The following is a 15,622-nucleotide window of genomic DNA, read 5'->3' as shown; positions in this document are numbered from 1 at the left end:
CGAAAATACATTCTAACGTCTGAGATCATTTCTGCAACAATCGATCGCGCCGAGCGGCCGAACGCGCCCCGTCCTCCCGCTCTACGATCTCTGCGGCGGCTTGGCCTTCGGCGCACGTGACGAATCTCATTCCGCTTCTTCCGTTTCGACCGCGAGGCGTTTGGCCTCGCGCTTTTCATTGCGAGCCTTGACCTCGAACCGCACGCTCAGAAAGAACGAGACGGCGCCGAAGACTACGGCAACGAACCCGCCGTCACGGTTGCCGGTGAGAAGAAAATAGGCGGCGACTCCGGCCAGAATCACCGCCAAAATTTTGAAAAATAGAACCATTTGTTACTGTTTGCCGAGCTCTTCCCTGACGATCTCGGAGACAGTTTCCTTTCTCCGCGCCTTTCTCACAAGATAGCGAATCAGCAGATAGATTGGCAAAACCACGAGGATCAGAAACGGCAGGATCGCGATGATAAACGTCACGAAGCCCAGCACGAAACCGATCGCGACGTCGAATCCCTTCCCGACCGACTCGCCGAATTGATAGAAAAAGCCTTTCGAATTCGAAGAGAACGCCGCCGGAGTCTGAACCCGGACCTTTATCGTCGAAAGGCTCGTTTGATTCTGGAGGAACCGCAAACGGCCCTCGATCTTCTCGATCTCAGCGCGAACGTCGGAGAGTTTGCTTTGCACGTTGAGTGCGTCTTCGACGGTATTGGCGCGTTTCATGATCTCGAGAAACTGCGCTTCGAGCGACTTCTTCGCCTTGAGGCGCGCTTCGACATCGATGAATTCTTCGGTTACATCGTCGCTTTTGACGGTTTCGACGATGACGCGATTCGCCGATTTCCGGATCTCGTCGAGCGCTTCGCTGAATTTCGCCGCCGGAACGCGAACCGTCATCGTCACCGTATCGCGCCGGTTCGCGCGGACATCGCTCGAAGACTGCTGCGATTCGACGACAAAACCGCCCTTCGCTTCGGCGATTGCGGTTATCTTTTGCTGAACTTCCTCCGGCGCGTCCGATTCAAGCTGCAGATCGCCGTTGCGGACGATCTTGCGTTCGGTCGTCGGCGCCTGACTGTTTTGAGTTTGATCGAGCGAAACCTGCTGGGTCACGGGCGCAGTCTGCTTCTGCGCTCCGTCGGCGGCGTTCGGCATCGCTTCGGACGAACGCGTGACCGAATCCTGTTCGGACCTCTTTGACATCGGCGCCGATGCCTCGCCACAGGCGGAAAGAACGAAAGAAACGAGAATCAAGATCGCGATCAATTTGAAAGTTTTCATAAATAGACTCCTCGAATTTGTCTCACCTTCCCTTTGGGATCGTTTCGGGCGGGCAGGGATGCCCGCGCTCCGGCCGCTATCCGGCTCTTCGCGCGATTTCCTTGAACCCTTCGCCGCGAAAGAACGCGCGCGTCGCGTTCAGCAGCCGGCGGATCGCTCGATAGACCTTTGGCGCGAACCAGGTAAAGAAGGCGACAAAGATGACCAGCGCGATCGCGATCACGATCGGGGCGAACACGGCGAGCAGAGTGCCGACAAAGGCGATCACGTCTTCGACGATCGAAAGCGTCCAGTTCGAAACCGGTTCCGGCGACAGATTCGCGCCCGCCCGGAGCGCGGCCTTCGTCCCGTGCGACGACAAGGCCAGGCCGCCGCCGACAAGCGCGGCGATGACCCACACGGTCGTATCCATCTGGCTCGTCGCGGCATACGCAACGACCGCGCCGGCGGGGACACGGATGAAGGTGTGGACGACGTCCCAGACGCTGTCGACGTACGGGATCTTGTCCGCGAAAAACTCGATCGCGTACAGACCGCCGGCAACGCCGATGATCCACCAGTTGTCGAGCACGTCAAGCCCGCCCGGCAGTTTCGTGAGTCCGAACTTCTGAAGTAGTCCGAGAACCGTCACCGTCGCATAAAGATTGATCCCCGACGTCCACGCCGAGCCGAGCGCCAATGTCAAAGTAGAAAACCATTCCATAGTTTTACCCGTTCTATCACATATCGTATCACCGAACGGCTGTATTTTGATGCAATTTTTGAGACGGAAGTTTAGGCTTTTCAACGAAGTCCCCGCGATCTTCCGCTCCCGCTTCCGACATTCCGTTTCGGGACTTCAAAGGCGCTGATCGCATAAGTCGCCGACGCGGGCGTATTGTCAAAACACCTCGATTTGGCTGATACTGACCGTGACCGGATTTCGACGACGACAGGCTCGTCGCTGCTTTTGTGGCCGACATCGGAGACCGTGAAGGAGGATGGGATGGTACAAATTGAGGAAACCGACGACGAAATCACTCTCAAGGGATTTCCGTTGATCGTTTGGGCGATGGCCGTCGGAGCCTTTGTGCTTGGCTTCTCGTTTTTGAGTTTCGCCGTTTCGGAGGTCGGCGGCATTGCGAGCATCGGCCGAATTATCAAGGGCGACGGCAGGTATCTGGTGGTTGTGGGTGTCGCGGCGGCCTGCTTTGTCGGCGGACTTTGCCTCTTCCACTTCTTACCGATGACGGTCACCTCATTCAACCGGGCGACGAAAACCGTAAAGCAGACGAGATACACGCTGATCGGAAAGAGAACGCGCAGATTCGGCTACAGCTTTCTGCAAAGCAAGGTGCAGTGCGAATCAGACACCGCCGAGGGAACGACACATCACTGGCTTTTCTTCTATGTCGAAGGCGGCGAACGAATCTACGTGACCGGTCACTCATTATGGTCCCGGGACGAAAGTCTGGAAACCGCGGACAAGTTGAATAAGTACTTGACCGAAAAAGCCTGAACATTCGAGTCGGCCTTGAAGCGAATTCGATCGCGGGCAAACTATTCTCCCTCTTCTTCCATCCCGTCGCGTTTGAACCCGAACTTCTCGAGCCGGTACTGAAGGGTTCGGAACGTCAGTCCAAGCAACTTCGCGGATTTCGTGATGTTGTTGTCGGTTCTCTCCATCGCCTGCATTATCAAACTTCGTTCGACATCCTCGAAATTCACGCCTTCGGGCGGCAGTTTGAAGCGTTCGTTCGAACCCGAATCGCCGTTCGCCGGCCGCATTCCCTGCGTCATCTCCGGCGGCATGTCGTCAAGCGTGATCGTATCGTTCTCGCAGAGCAGGATCGCGCGCTCGACGGCCGATTCGAGCTGGCGGACATTGCCCGGATAATGGTAATCGTCGAAGATCCGCTTCGCATCGGGGCTGATCCTGATCTGCCGGTTCGTGCTGCGAGTGTGCTTTTTGATAAAGAACTCCATCAACAGATTGATGTCGGTCCGCCGTTCGCGAAGCGGCGGAATTTCGATGCTCAGAACGTTTAGCCGATAATATAGATCCTCTCGGAAGGAACCTTCCTGCGTCATTTTCAGCAGATCGCGGTTGGTCGCCGCGACGACGCGGACATCGACGTTGATCTCGCGTGTACCGCCGACGCGACGGATCTGTTTCTCCTGCAGCGCGCGCAGGATCTTGGCTTGAAGGCTGATGTCGAGTTCGCCGATCTCGTCAAGAAAAAGCGTTCCGTTGTCGGCAACCTCGAACAGCCCCTTCTTTTCGCCGATCGCGCCGGTGAACGATCCCTTCTCGTGACCGAAAAGTTCGGATTCGAGCAAATTTTCGTTGATCGCCGCGCAGTTGACCGCCTGAAATATCTGATTCGAACGCAGACTATTGTTATGTATCGAACGCGCGATCAGTTCTTTACCCGTTCCCGATTCGCCGCGGATCAGAACCGTCGAATTCGATTTCGCGACCTTCAGGATCATCTTTTTGACGCGGTCCATTTCGGGCGAGATCGAGACGATCTCCGCATCCAGATTCGTCAGCTTGTTGAGCGCGCGCGAGATGGTGTCGAGAAGCTTTTCGCGGTCGTACGGTTTCTGAAGGTAGTCGAACGCGCCGAGCCGCAACGCGTCGACCGCCGAATCGACGGTTCCATGCGCCGTCAGTAGCAGGACGATGATCGATTTGTCGAAGTCCGTCAACTGTTTGAGCAGTTCGAGTCCCGTCATTCCGCCCATCTGGAGGTCGGTCAAAACAAGATCGAAATGGCGGTCGGCGACAAACTTCATTGCCGCCTCGCCCGAACTCGCCGTCGTCACGTCATACCCCTCGCCCGACAAGATCATCTCGAGGATCTCTCGCTGGGATTTTTCGTCATCAACAACCAGAATTGATTTACGTGCCATATTTCCACTCATTATAGTCCAAACGATCAAACTTCCCACGCGCCGAACCGCTCGTTTTTTTTAAGATTTAGATAACTCTCCGATAACAGAAATTCCACACCGTCGGGCGAATATCAAAATAAACCAATCCAAATGTCAAAACGAAAACTCGATATCGCAGTCATCTCAGATGTCCATCTGGGAACTTACGGTTGTCACGCAAAAGAACTCGAACTTTACCTGAGATCGATCGATCCGGAATGGCTGATCATCAACGGCGACTTCTTCGACGGCTGGCAATTCAGCAAATCATATTTTCCGGAAACGCATACGCGTGTCCTACAGTACATCTTCAAAATGATTTCGCGCGGCGTGAAGGTCGTGTACGTCACCGGAAATCACGATGAGGTGCTGCGGCGCTACAGCGGCTTTCGGATGGGCAATTTCCGGCTCGAAGACAAATTGCTGTTGACGCACGAGGGCAAGAAGATTTGGTTCTTTCACGGCGACGTTTTCGATCTTTCGATGCAGCACGGGAAATGGCTTGCGAAGCTTGGCGGATTCGGTTACGACTTGCTGATCCTTATCAATCGATGGTTCAACAGATGCTTGGAGCGGCTCGGCCGGGAGAAATACTCGTTCTCGAAAAAGGTCAAGGATTCGGTCAAACTGGCTCTCAAACACATCAACAATTTCGAGCAGACGGTCGCCGACATCGCGATCGAAAACGGCTATGACTTCGTCGTTTGCGGTCACATCCACGAGCCGGTCATCAAGGAGTTCAGCGATCGGCGCGGATCTGTCACGTATATGAACAGCGGCGATTGGATCGAAAACCTGACCTCGCTCGAACTGGTCGATGGCCGATGGAACGTCCAATACTACGCGAGCCTCGATTACGTTGAAACTGAAGAGCTCGAGATCGATCTGAACGCCTTCGATGCAGAAACGGCGGTCATCCTCATCGAGCGTTTCAGCTAGATCGCGGAAGCCAGAGGGTGAATTTCGTTCCCTCGCCGACGGTCGATTCGACCTCGATCGAGCCGAGGTGGACGTCGACGATCTTTTGGACGATCGCGAGGCCCAGTCCGGTGCCCGTCTCCTTTGTTGAGAAATACGGCTCGAAGATCTTCTTCAGGTTTGCTTCCGGAATTCCCTTGCCGGAGTCAATGATCTCGACGCGAACGAAGTCGCCGTCCGGCGAGATCTTGACGTTCAAAAGCCCGCCGTCGGCCTCCATCGACTGCACCGCGTTGATCAACAAATTATTGAACAAAGAACGCAAATACTCGGGGTCGGCGGCGACCGGCGGAACGTCTTCGTGCTCGACGACGCTGATCTTCACGCCGCGGTCTTCGGCCTGAACCTCGACGATGGCGAGCGAGTCTTCGATCGCCTTGCGAATGTCGGTCGGCCGGATCTGCGGATTCGGCGGCCGTGAATAACTCAGGAAATCACCGATCTGCTGATTGATCCGCGCGACCTCGGCCTTGAGCTGCGACGTAAGCTTGTCGAACGTTGCGCTCTTTTCCGTATCATCGGGCCTGAACTTGCTGCGCAAATGATCGAGCGTCAAGTTAATGTAATTCAACGGGTTGCGGATCTCGTGCGCGATCGCCGAACCGAGCCGTCCGACGACCGCCGACTTTTCCGCCTCTTTTAGTTTCGCCTCGAGATCGTGCTTCTTTTCAAGTTGCGCCGTCATTTCGTTGAACTGGGAGGCGAGTTCGCCCATTTCGTCGCTGCGCAGATTCTCGTTGATGCGGACCGTGAGATTGCCGGCCGCGACCTCGCGCGCGGCGTTCGAAAGCTCGGAGATCGGACGCGTGAACCTCCAAACCAAAAAAAGCGTGATGATCGACGAGATCAACAAAACCAAGAGCGTATATATCAGCGGCCGCGCGGCGCGTTCGGCGGTTTCCTTTTTATCGTTCCGGAGCACGACCATCGCATACCAGCGGCCGTCGTATGAAGTGTCGATGGGCAGCACGTGGGCTTCGCCGTCGGCGGCGAGATCATCGTCGAGCGCTGCGTTGGGAAAGTTCTTCACGTCTTCCCCAAGCCGTCCGGCTTCCATCAGCGGCGGCAGATTCCGAATATCGCCAAGGTTGACGTAAACCGCGTCATTGTCGTCGTTTACCGTCGGAGCGAATTCCGGATTAAGACTGTCGATGATCTGCCATTTGTTGTTGATGACGAGAATCTCTTTGATGCGTTCCTTCGTATTCGCATCATAAAATGGCTGGTCCGGCCGCTGAACGAGAACTTCGAGATATTCCTTTGAGGTGATGCTGCTGAAGGCGAGGGCGAAACCGGCGACAAGCGCCTGTTCCTGTTGTTCACGGAGTTCGTTGCTTTCCTGTTGCGTCCGGAGATTCAGATAGTACTGGAATCCAAGCGTCGCGATCAGCAAAAGCGCGAGAATGATCAGCAGCCGGCCGCGGAATGTTTCCAGGAAATTCGTCATTTTCGATAAGCGGAGTCGTCACGCGGGCTTTGCGAAAACTACCCTTTTCCGGCGGCGTCGGCGCAAGAATCTCTTTGCCCCCAGATGCTTTGAATGTTATAGTTTTAACGGCTTTCGCGCAAATTCTTTGAGCAACTCGGAAGTCATTCTTTTCATCAACAGTTTCGGCTCTCCTTAAACAGCACCTGAATTCCGAACTGAGGTATCACCGATGTTTTTTGACCCCCGAAAGTTGTACTGCAAAATCTTCTTCGGCTTGATCATCTTCTCTTTTCCGTTGTTGGATGCCTCGGCGCAAACGCGCAAAACTCCCGCAAAACCGGCGCCGCTCATCAAAAAGACGGCTGCGAAAAAGAACTCGCGCGCCGAAGCCGAGAAGATCGCCGCCGCACGGAAGATCGAGGAGCAACGCCGTCAGGCCGCGCTTGAGGTTCAGCGCCGGCGCGCCCAGGCCGCGCGCGAAGCCCAGGCGCGTCGCGTCGCGTTCGAACGCGGCCTGCGCACGATGACCGTCGACAACATTTCCGGCGATATCACCGACGGTGAAGATCTCGAGGTCCGCCGCGCCGCGATCGACGCGCTCGGCGACCGCGCAGGGACAGTGGTCGTCCTCGAACCGCAAACCGGAAAGGTGCTTTCGATCATCAATCAGGAATGGGCGATCCGGCAGAGTTTCAAGCCGTGCTCGGTGATCAAACTCGTGACGTCTGTCGCCGGACTCAATGAAAGCGTGATCAATGCCGACGGCAGTTTCTCGGGAGGCAGCATCGGCATCGGGCTTGACGACGCGCTCGCCTATTCGAACAACGCCTACTTCCAGCGCGTCGGCGTCAATCTTGGAAGCGAAAAGATGATCGGCTACGCCAAGATCCTCGGGCTCGGCGCCCCGACCGGACTCAACGCGAGCGGAGAAACCCCCGGCAGACTGCCCTATGGCAACAACAACGCGCGCATCTATTCGCACGGCGACGACTTCGCGGTGACGCCTTTGCAACTGGCGGTGATGGTCTCGGCGCTTTCCAACGGCGGACGGGTGATCGTTCCGCAGATTCCGCGTCCGGGTTTCGAGAAGGCCGCGTTTCGCGGAATGTACCGGCGCCAGATCGAGCTTCCGCCTTCGACGCTCGAGCACGTTCTTCCCGGAATGATCGGCGCCGCGACCTACGGGACCGCGCGCAACGGGGTCGATTCGTCGCTCGGGATCGCCGGAAAAACAGGCTCCTGCATCGGCCAGGGCTCGTGGCTCGGCCTTTTCGCATCGGTCGCTCCGGTCCGGGATCCGAAACTCGCGGTCGTCGTCATCACACGCGGCCAGTCGGAACGCGGAAAGTACGCCGCCGCGGTTGCGGGCAGAATCTACAACGCGCTCCGCGTGCGGCTCGGCCAAAAAGGCGCCGCCACGCCGTTGGCGAAGGTCCCGGTCGAACTGAAACCGCAAACGAAGATCGACGCCAAGACATCGATCAAGATCGACGACGCGCGAACGGAGGATTCCGACGACGAACCCGGCACGCTTCGGGTGGGCAAGAAGGGCGCGCAGGAAACCGTCGGCCCGAGAAAGAACGATCAGAAGAATGAACCGTTGTTCCCGACCATCGTCATCAAGCCGAAATCCGAAGAGATCACGCGCCCGAGGGTGGTGAAGCCGTAGGCGGGTTCCGTAAGCGTTGAGATACCATAGTTTTGCGTGACCGTGAACGAGCGAAAGGACCGCTCGCTGACGGTTGCCCGGCACTATTTACGTTACACGGATCCCTATCCGGCAACGACTTCGGCTTGACACAAGTGCAAAAATTACGAGATTATTTACCTTTTCCGCCCCATACGGAGAACGTTACTTGTATTCTGGATTGCCAAGCTGGAATTTACACAAATTATGCAACCTTTTTCGGATCGCCGAACATCTATCATTTCGCAATTCGAACGGTAGAAACATAGGGTTTCCCGGCGGTTGCGGAAGGCAGGGATTTAACTTGTTTTGGAGGATTGATTCAATGAAAACTTTACTTCGGGTCTTTGCGGTGACGATGTTTCTGACCACGGTCGGCATCGTTTCTGCCAACGCTCAGGACACCACGGAAAAATGTCCGGACCTTGCGGCTTGTTTCGAGCTTTTCAAGGCCGAACTCAACAAACCGTGCGGAACCCGCGACAAGGCGATCGAATACGGCGAGTACATCGGCGAGAAATTCAAGGATGACGTCGAAAACGCGGAACTCGTCGCCAAGATCAAAGGGCGCGCGGCCAAACTCAAGAACGAGGACGAACCGCCGTGCAAGCGCATCGCCGCATACAACGATAATTTCAAAGCCAAGCGGTGGGACGACTTCCTTTCGGTCAGCAAGGAAATAATGAACGATCCGAAGACGGATCCGAGTTTGGGGCTCGATATTATGCTGACGCATGTTTCGATCGGTTACGACCGAATCGTCGAGAAGAGCGACAAATACAACAACGAAACCGTGATGTACGCGAAGACGGCGATCCAGAAGATCGAGTCGGGCGTGATGTCGAAGAATCTCAAGTGGGGAACTTACGATCCGTTCGGCAGCAAGGAGAATGCGCTTTCGTGGTTGAACTACACGATCGGTTTCATCAATTACTATCGGCTTTCGAGTAAAGACGAAGGTATCAAGTACTTTTACAAGGCCAGTCGGTCAGGTGAAAAGAAGACGGACCCGGCAGTTTTCCAGGAGATCGGTTTCTGGTACACGGCGAAGGCCGCCGAATTCTTGGACGAGTCGAAGAAGATCTTTGAGGCAAACAACAAAACGGTGACCGACGAAGCGAAAGCGAAACTCGCGCTTGCCCGCGCCTATGCGGAAAGAGCAGTCGACGCCTTTGGCCGCGCCCAGAGCCTGGCAAAGGACGCGAAGCTGAGGACCGAGATCACCGAGACGTTGACCGAAGTTTACAAGATCCGCTTTAACGGCAAGGTCGATGGAATGGACAAGTACGTTTCCGAAGCGATCGCCAAGCCGATGCCGGACCCGGCGTCCGCTCCGGCACCGGTGATCCTCGAAGAGACGACCTCGACCGTGCCCGAAACGCCGGTCGTGACGGTGTCCAAGACGACGACCGTTGCGACGACGACCAAACCTGTCGTTAAGGCAACGACGCCGACCGCGACGACCGTCAAACCCGCTGCCGCGGTAAAGAAGCCGGCGCCGAAGAAGAAAGGTACCCGTTAATCCAAAAACAAGTTAAGTCTTGAATTAAAAGGCCGGATGCGCTACAACGAAGGCATCCGGCTTTTTCCGTTTCCGGCTTTCAGATGTCGAAGAAACTCGCAAAACTAGAACAATCCCTCGGACACAGGTTTCAAAAACTCGAACTCCTTGAGCGGGCGCTGACGCATCGCTCCTGGGCGCACGAGAGTCTGCCGGACGGATCCGGGGACAATGTGCGCGACCTTCAAAACGAATCGTTCGAATTTGTCGGAGATTCGGTTCTCGGGCTGGCCGTCGCCGAGCAACTGTTTCTCAAACACCCGAAGGCCAGCGAGGGGGATCTGACGCTGATGAAGCATCAACTCGTCAGCACCGAAACGCTTGCGCGGCTTGCGGCCGATCTTAAACTCGGAGACTTTATGCGCGTCGGCCGCGGCGAAGAGAAGACCGGCGGGCGCCGCAAACAGGCGCTGCTCGCAGACACCTTCGAAGCGATCCTCGCGGCGATCTTTTTCGACGCGGGCTATATCGCGGCGCGCGCCTTCATCGCCCGCATCTTCGCAGTAGACCTTCGAAGTTCGTCGCCGCGGACGGCGCTCGATTACAAAACTCTTCTTCAGGAGACGCTTCAGGCAAACAGATTGACCGCGCCGGCGTATAAGGTTGTCAAGACCGAAGGCCCGCCGCACGAGCGCACGTTTCTTGTCGAAGCGACGTGGGAGGGCGGAAGCGTGAGTGCGAGCGGGAGTTCGATCAAACAGGCCGAAATGCACGCCGCCAAAACCGCTTTGGATCTGCTCGAACGAAAAGATTCGCCGCGCGCACGACAAAAAAAGTGAATTGTTTTATCCTTTAGTTTTTGAAAAATCCTCTTGGTCCAATTGAATTTTTATGAGTGAAGAATCGAACGAACCGGTCAAATCGAAAAAAGTAGCGCCTCCGAAGTCGACATTCCGCGAGTATATGGAATCGTTCGTCGTGACGCTGATCATGGCGATTTTCGGGATGACGTTTGTAATTCAGGCGGTCACGGTTCCGACCGGTTCGATGCAAAACACGATCCTGATCGGCGACTATCTTCTGGTCAACAAATTCGTTTTCGCGCCCGGCGGAAAGCCGGTTCCGTTGCTGCCGCAAAAAGAGATCGAGCGCGGCGACATCATCGTTTTCAAGTATCCCGGAAACAAGGTTAATCCGGCCGGTGACCGCGCCCACGGGATCACCGCCTATCAGGTCAATTATGTTAAGCGGGTCATCGGACTCCCCGGCGAAACGGTCGAGTTTCGCGGGAATCAGGTATATATCAACGGCGAGTTGCTCCCCGAAAACCGACTCGTCGCGGACGATGCGACCGACACGACGGAAGTCCCGACCAAAGTCATCGACACCAACGAGAACGCCAAGTGGTCGGTGATGTATGACGCCGACGAGGTCGCGAGGGTCGCGAAAGGCGGCACCGGCGTCGTTCCCACAATGAATTTCGGGGTCGCCGGCAAAGAAATGAAGGTTCCCGAAGATTCGTATTTCGTGATGGGCGATAACCGGAACAACAGCGAGGACAGCCGCTTCTGGGGATTCGTCAACCGCGACCTGGTCATCGGCCGCGCGATGTTCGTTTATTGGTCGTGCGACCGCAAGGCGAGCAGCGACAGCATGCTCGGATGCGTCACCCACCCGCGTTTGAGCCGCATCGGCAAGATGATCAAATAGTTCTGACTTCCCCGGTGGACCTGCGATCTCGCGTCGTTCACCGCCGTCCGATTCCTTTTTGCAATGAACATCCGTTTCAACCAGGAAGTCCGCGAAGCGTTGGTCGCGAACCGACCGATCGTCGCGCTCGAATCGACCGTCATCGCGCACGGTCTTCCGTTCCCGCAAAACCTCGAAACCGCCAACCTCCTTGAGAGCACAGTCCGCGAAAATGGCGCGGTCCCGGCGACGATCGCGGTCTTTGGCGGCGAGTTCTGCGTCGGACTCGATGCCGCGCAGATCGAGAGACTAGCCACCGGAAACGACATCCGAAAGATCTCTCGACGCGACCTGCCGATCGCCGTCGGCCGCCGACTGACTTGTGCGACGACCGTCGCGACGACCGCGTTCATCGCGCATCGTGCCGGAATAAGGGTTTTTGCGACCGGCGGCATCGGCGGCGTCCATCGCGGATTTGCAGCCGACGTTTCGGCCGATCTGCCCGAACTCGCGCGCACGCCGATCACGGTCGTCTGCTCAGGCGCGAAGATCGTCCTCGATCTTGCCGCGACCCGTGAATGGCTCGAAACCAACGGCGTCACGGTGCTCGGCTGGCAATGCGTCGAGTTGCCGGCGTTTTACAGCCGGTCGAGCGGACTTGAAGTTGACGAGTCCGTCGAGACCGCCGCCGACGCATCCGCGATCATCCGCGCGCGCGACGCTCTCGGAACCGAGGGCGCGGTACTGCTGACCGTTCCGGTGCCGGAGGATTTCGAGATCCCGCGCGCCGAACTCGAATCGATTCTGGCGGACGCGCTGAAACTCGCCGACGAACGCGGTGTTCGCGGCAAAGAGATGACGCCGTTTCTTCTCGGCGAAATGTCGTCGCGGAGCGTCGGACGAACGCTCAAGGCGAACATCGCGCTGCTTGCCAACAACGCCCGCGTTGCGTCGCTGGTCGCCGTCGAACTCGCGCGCGCTTAGACCGGTTCGGCTTTCAGCTTTTCGTCGAGCGCGGCAAGTCGCTTACGGGCCTCAACGGCTTCGGCTGAATCAGGGAATTTCTGCAAGATCTCGCGCCAGGCGGTTCCGGCATAATGCAGTTTCCGCGTTCTCGCATTAACAAAGAAAACGACGCCGAGTTTCCGGTACCGGTCAAGCCCCGAGTAATTCAGCAGGTAACCGTGAACCGGCCCGCCCGCCGCGGCCATCGCGGCACGGTTGAGCCGCTTGGACGCCAACGCGGAGAGTTTCTCCGCCGACTCCTCGATCAGATCGCCGAACAGGAGCAGCATCTGCGCACGCTGGGGCGACGCCGGAAACTCGTTCAGAAATATCCGGACGGCTTCGATCTGCTCAAAATTCTTGAGCGATAGTATGAGACCCAGCAAACGCTCGTCGTCTCCCGCCGCGGTTCGCACGACGACCGCTTCGCGCTGGATCCAGCCGTTCGTGCGGGGCGAGATCGAGACGCGCAGAAAAACCGCGCCGTCGGCGGGCTTTGAACCGAGAACCGTCAGCTCGCGGCCGCGGCGCAGCCGTCGTACCGTTTGGCCGAAGTATCCGGGCGCATTTCGGACGACGGCAAGGCTGTTGTCGACGACGACCGCACGCACGCTTCTCGGCGCCGGTTTGCGTGGTTTCTGAGCAGCCGTCGGGATGATTGAAAAAATAAAAAGAAGCACGAAAAAGAGAGGTTTTCGCATAGGGATTCTCCTTGAGTGTTGAATTGTCGAACCTGTGAAGGGCTCGTGAGTTACTTGGCGAGTTTGAGTCTCGCCGCGACGCCCGCGTGGTGAAAATGGCAGATCGCTATCGCCAGCGCATCCGCCGCGTCGTGAGGTTCGGGAATGCTCTTGAGTCTGAGCAACAGCCGGACCATTTCCTGAACCTGGTGTTTTTCAGCGTTGCCGTAACCGACAACGGTTTGTTTCACGAGTCGCGGACTGTATTCCGCGATCTCGAGCTTCTCGCGTTCGCCGACGTACAAAACCGCGCCGCGAACCTGTCCGAGTTTGAGTGCGACCTTGACGTTGTTGGCGTAAAACGCTTCTTCGATCGACAGCACGTCGGGACAGAATTTTTCGATCACCGCGGCGACACCGTCACCGATCTTCAACACGCGCTTCGAAAACGATTCTTTGGGCGACGTCTTGACCGTGCCAAAATCGACGAGGCCGTATTTCAGCTTTTCGCCCTCGATGATACCCCAACCGAGAGTCTCGCTCCCGGGATCGATTCCAAGAACACGCATTTCGATTTCGGATTTGGGATTTGGGATTTGAGAACGGCTCCGGACCAAACCGCAATCCCAAATCACAATTCCAAATTTCGATTTTGGATTTTGGATTTCTGAATTGCTCCGGAACAATCAGCAATCCTAAATCACAATTCCGAATTCCGAATTCCGGCCCGGACCAATCCGCAATCCCAAATCACAATTCCCAAATCCAATCATTCCATTTCGCTTTCGTCGATATCGAAGTTCGCGTAAACCTTCTGGACGTCGTCGTTGTCGTCGATCGCATCGTAAAGCTTGAGCATCTGCTTGGCGTCCGCGCCTTCGAGTTTGATGTAGTTCTGCGGGATCATCGAGAGTTCCGAAACCTGCGGTTCGATGCCCGCGGCACGGATCGCCTGATCGACGGCGTGAAAGTTCTCGGGCGCGGTGTAGATCTCGAAAACATCGCCTTCGTCCTGCAGATCGTCGGCGCCGGCCTCGATCACGAGTTCGAAAAGCTCGTCTTCGGATCTTGAATCCTTGTCGACGATGATCAACCCCTTTTTGTCGAACATCCAGGCGACCGATCCGGCCTCGCCAAGGTTGCCGCCGTTTTTCGAAAAAAGATGGCGAATTTCCGCGACCGTACGGTTTCGGTTGTCGGTCATCGTTTCGACCAGCATCGCGACCCCGCCGACGCCGTAGCCTTCGTACGTGATCTCATCGTAGCTGACCCCTTCGAGTTCGCCCGTGCCGCGCTTGATCGCACGGTCGATCGTCTCGTTCGGCATATTTTGCCCTTTCGCGTCGTTCACGGCTTTCCGCAGACGGGCGTTCGAGTCAGGATCGCCGCTACCGCCAGTCCGCGCGGCGACGGTGATCTCCTTGATGAGCTTGGTAAATATCTTTCCGCGCTTGGCATCGAGCGCGCCCTTTTTATGTTTGATTGTATGCCATTTGGAATGTCCGGACATTGTTGATGATTACCTTGAGTTTCTTGATTTTGTTTTGAAAAAGAGACTATATCACGGGATTTTCGGGTCAATCAAATTTATCGCTTTCGCGACGGCATCCGAGGCCACGTTGCGGACCCTTATCGATTTTGATTTCGAATTCTTTCCCCCGGCGATCTCGACATCCGACTTTGAAACTCCAAGCTGTTTCGCCAGAAACTTGATCAACTCCTCATTGGCCGCGCCGTCGACCGGCGGCGACGCGATCCGGATCTTCAGAGCGCCGTCCAGTTCGCCGGCAATCTCCGTTCTCGACGCCCGCGGCACCACGCGCACGCGAAATGTCACCGCGCCGTCTTTTTCGGTTATGTCGATCACGGGTAAACGAAGATCCGCATAACGAGGGTTTGCAGAAACCCGATGAGGATCAGCAGAATCATCGCCGAAAGATCGATCATCCCGATCGGCGGAATAAGTTTTTGGAACGGAATCAAGATCGGATCGGTGACCCTTTGAACGAATCCGAGAAACGTGTTGCGCGTGAAAACGAACCACGAAGAAATGAATCGTATGAAAATGAAAAGCACCAGCAAACTGAGCAATCCGTAGAGCACAAAGCCGATGAAGAACTTCACATTGCCCGATGCGATACCGATCGAAAGACCGTCGATGACGAACATCGTGTTGCTGACGATGCCAAGCGCGAAATACACAAGAACTCCGGCGATGAGCGCCGTCACGATCGGGGCGAGCCTGGTGTCGACCCGAAAATTCGCCAAGAACCGGGCCGCCGGATAGACGAACCTGTCGGTACGCTTCTTGAGATGGTACGAGAACCGTCCGATCTTGCCGAACGGATTCGGATCGGCGTAATTGAAGATCAAACGCAGCACGAGCAGCGCCAGGAAAACCAGATAGACGGTCGTGACGACCAGACTGATCCACGGATAAACGTCTTTTGTCAGCATAA

Annotated in this window: 17 protein-coding genes; 7 read left to right on the top strand and 10 right to left on the bottom strand. The window is 56.3% G+C overall.

Going from position 1 to position 15,622, the window contains the following annotated elements; all coding sequences use genetic code 11:
- Positions 1–126: 126 nt before the first annotated feature.
- The 3 genes from IPN69_16120 to IPN69_16110 all read right to left on the bottom strand — a co-directional run bounded on the left by IPN69_16120 (position 127) and on the right by IPN69_16110 (position 1,981).
- The gene (locus tag IPN69_16120) at positions 127–330 is read right to left on the bottom strand and encodes a hypothetical protein (protein MBK8812236.1); all 204 of its coding nucleotides are present in this window, start codon (positions 328–330) and stop codon (positions 127–129) included.
- A gap of 3 nt (positions 331–333) precedes the next feature.
- The gene (locus IPN69_16115) at positions 334–1,278 is read right to left on the bottom strand and encodes a DUF4349 domain-containing protein (protein MBK8812235.1); all 945 of its coding nucleotides are present in this window, start codon (positions 1,276–1,278) and stop codon (positions 334–336) included.
- A gap of 76 nt (positions 1,279–1,354) precedes the next feature.
- Positions 1,355–1,981, bottom strand: coding sequence for a DUF4126 domain-containing protein (locus IPN69_16110; GenBank protein ID MBK8812234.1), 627 nt, complete (start codon positions 1,979–1,981; stop codon positions 1,355–1,357).
- 282 nt (positions 1,982–2,263) lie between these two features.
- On the opposite strand from IPN69_16110, the gene IPN69_16105 reads away from it, so the two are divergent.
- A complete protein-coding gene (locus IPN69_16105; protein MBK8812233.1) occupies positions 2,264–2,776 on the top strand; it encodes a hypothetical protein in 513 nt (170 codons plus the stop codon).
- Positions 2,777–2,817: 41 nt separating this feature from the next.
- Here IPN69_16105 and IPN69_16100 read toward each other — a convergent pair whose 3' ends face one another.
- On the bottom strand, positions 2,818–4,185 hold the full coding sequence (locus IPN69_16100) for a sigma-54-dependent Fis family transcriptional regulator (protein ID MBK8812232.1): 1,368 nt from the start codon (positions 4,183–4,185) through the stop codon (positions 2,818–2,820).
- 120 nt (positions 4,186–4,305) lie between these two features.
- On the opposite strand from IPN69_16100, the gene IPN69_16095 reads away from it, so the two are divergent.
- Positions 4,306–5,133, top strand: a complete 828-nt coding sequence (locus IPN69_16095; protein ID MBK8812231.1) for a UDP-2,3-diacylglucosamine diphosphatase — start codon at positions 4,306–4,308, stop codon at positions 5,131–5,133.
- Here IPN69_16095 and IPN69_16090 read toward each other — a convergent pair.
- Complete coding sequence (locus IPN69_16090; protein ID MBK8812230.1) at positions 5,126–6,619, bottom strand: HAMP domain-containing protein; 1,494 nt, start codon at positions 6,617–6,619, stop codon at positions 5,126–5,128. The two genes, IPN69_16095 and IPN69_16090, sit on opposite strands and share 8 nt — an antisense overlap.
- 232 nt (positions 6,620–6,851) lie before the next feature.
- Between IPN69_16090 and IPN69_16085 the strand changes: the two genes are divergently transcribed.
- The 5 genes from IPN69_16085 to IPN69_16065 all read left to right on the top strand — a co-directional run bounded on the left by IPN69_16085 (position 6,852) and on the right by IPN69_16065 (position 12,462).
- Positions 6,852–8,270, top strand: coding sequence for a hypothetical protein (locus IPN69_16085; GenBank protein MBK8812229.1), 1,419 nt, complete (start codon positions 6,852–6,854; stop codon positions 8,268–8,270).
- 343 nt (positions 8,271–8,613) lie between these two features.
- A complete protein-coding gene (locus tag IPN69_16080) occupies positions 8,614–9,810 on the top strand; it encodes a hypothetical protein (GenBank protein ID MBK8812228.1) in 1,197 nt (398 codons plus the stop codon).
- 83 nt (positions 9,811–9,893) lie between these two features.
- The gene (gene rnc, locus IPN69_16075) at positions 9,894–10,628 is read left to right on the top strand and encodes a ribonuclease III (GenBank protein MBK8812227.1); all 735 of its coding nucleotides are present in this window, start codon (positions 9,894–9,896) and stop codon (positions 10,626–10,628) included.
- 52 nt (positions 10,629–10,680) lie between these two features.
- Complete coding sequence (gene lepB, locus IPN69_16070; GenBank protein ID MBK8812226.1) at positions 10,681–11,499, top strand: signal peptidase I; 819 nt, start codon at positions 10,681–10,683, stop codon at positions 11,497–11,499.
- 63 nt (positions 11,500–11,562) lie between these two features.
- A complete protein-coding gene (locus tag IPN69_16065; protein ID MBK8812225.1) occupies positions 11,563–12,462 on the top strand; it encodes a pseudouridine-5'-phosphate glycosidase in 900 nt (299 codons plus the stop codon).
- On the opposite strand, the gene IPN69_16060 is transcribed toward IPN69_16065, so the two are convergent.
- From IPN69_16060 to IPN69_16040, 5 genes are all read right to left on the bottom strand, one after another.
- Entirely contained in the window at positions 12,459–13,184 is a 726-nt protein-coding gene (locus IPN69_16060) for a hypothetical protein (protein ID MBK8812224.1), read from the bottom strand. The two genes, IPN69_16065 and IPN69_16060, sit on opposite strands and share 4 nt — an antisense overlap.
- 50 nt (positions 13,185–13,234) lie before the next feature.
- Positions 13,235–13,732, bottom strand: a complete 498-nt coding sequence (gene ruvC / locus IPN69_16055; protein MBK8812223.1) for a crossover junction endodeoxyribonuclease RuvC — start codon at positions 13,730–13,732, stop codon at positions 13,235–13,237.
- Positions 13,733–13,932: 200 nt separating this feature from the next.
- A complete protein-coding gene (locus IPN69_16050; GenBank protein ID MBK8812222.1) occupies positions 13,933–14,673 on the bottom strand; it encodes a YebC/PmpR family DNA-binding transcriptional regulator in 741 nt (246 codons plus the stop codon).
- 51 nt (positions 14,674–14,724) lie between these two features.
- Positions 14,725–15,030, bottom strand: coding sequence for a YggU family protein (locus IPN69_16045; protein MBK8812221.1), 306 nt, complete (start codon positions 15,028–15,030; stop codon positions 14,725–14,727).
- Complete coding sequence (locus IPN69_16040) at positions 15,027–15,620, bottom strand: YggT family protein (protein ID MBK8812220.1); 594 nt, start codon at positions 15,618–15,620, stop codon at positions 15,027–15,029. The genes IPN69_16045 and IPN69_16040 overlap by 4 nt, the downstream gene beginning before the upstream one ends.
- Positions 15,621–15,622 lie beyond the last annotated feature (2 nt).

It is taken from the genome of Acidobacteriota bacterium, assembly GCA_016715115.1.
GTDB lineage: Bacteria > Acidobacteriota > Blastocatellia > Pyrinomonadales > Pyrinomonadaceae > JAFDVJ01.
The sequence above is the reverse complement of the archived record's forward strand: the minus strand, read 5'-3'. Positions and strand labels throughout refer to the sequence as shown.

Bases quoted from the DNA above. Each gene is read 5' to 3' on its own strand.
- IPN69_16120 (MBK8812236.1), bottom strand. From the start codon at position 330: ATGGTTCTATTTTTCAAAATTTTGGCGGTGATTCTGGCCGGAGTCGCC.
- IPN69_16115 (MBK8812235.1), bottom strand. From the start codon at position 1,278: ATGAAAACTTTCAAATTGATCGCGATCTTGATTCTCGTTTCTTTCGTT.
- IPN69_16110 (MBK8812234.1), bottom strand. From the start codon at position 1,981: ATGGAATGGTTTTCTACTTTGACATTGGCGCTCGGCTCGGCGTGGACG.
- IPN69_16105 (MBK8812233.1), top strand. From the start codon at position 2,264: ATGGTACAAATTGAGGAAACCGACGACGAAATCACTCTCAAGGGATTT.
- IPN69_16100 (MBK8812232.1), bottom strand. From the start codon at position 4,185: ATGAGTGGAAATATGGCACGTAAATCAATTCTGGTTGTTGATGACGAA.
- IPN69_16095 (MBK8812231.1), top strand. From the start codon at position 4,306: ATGTCAAAACGAAAACTCGATATCGCAGTCATCTCAGATGTCCATCTG.
- IPN69_16090 (MBK8812230.1), bottom strand. From the start codon at position 6,619: ATGACGAATTTCCTGGAAACATTCCGCGGCCGGCTGCTGATCATTCTC.
- IPN69_16080 (MBK8812228.1), top strand. From the start codon at position 8,614: ATGAAAACTTTACTTCGGGTCTTTGCGGTGACGATGTTTCTGACCACG.
- rnc (MBK8812227.1), top strand. From the start codon at position 9,894: ATGTCGAAGAAACTCGCAAAACTAGAACAATCCCTCGGACACAGGTTT.
- lepB (MBK8812226.1), top strand. From the start codon at position 10,681: ATGAGTGAAGAATCGAACGAACCGGTCAAATCGAAAAAAGTAGCGCCT.
- IPN69_16065 (MBK8812225.1), top strand. From the start codon at position 11,563: ATGAACATCCGTTTCAACCAGGAAGTCCGCGAAGCGTTGGTCGCGAAC.
- IPN69_16060 (MBK8812224.1), bottom strand. From the start codon at position 13,184: ATGCGAAAACCTCTCTTTTTCGTGCTTCTTTTTATTTTTTCAATCATC.
- ruvC (MBK8812223.1), bottom strand. From the start codon at position 13,732: ATGCGTGTTCTTGGAATCGATCCCGGGAGCGAGACTCTCGGTTGGGGT.
- IPN69_16050 (MBK8812222.1), bottom strand. From the start codon at position 14,673: ATGTCCGGACATTCCAAATGGCATACAATCAAACATAAAAAGGGCGCG.
- IPN69_16040 (MBK8812220.1), bottom strand. From the start codon at position 15,620: ATGCTGACAAAAGACGTTTATCCGTGGATCAGTCTGGTCGTCACGACC.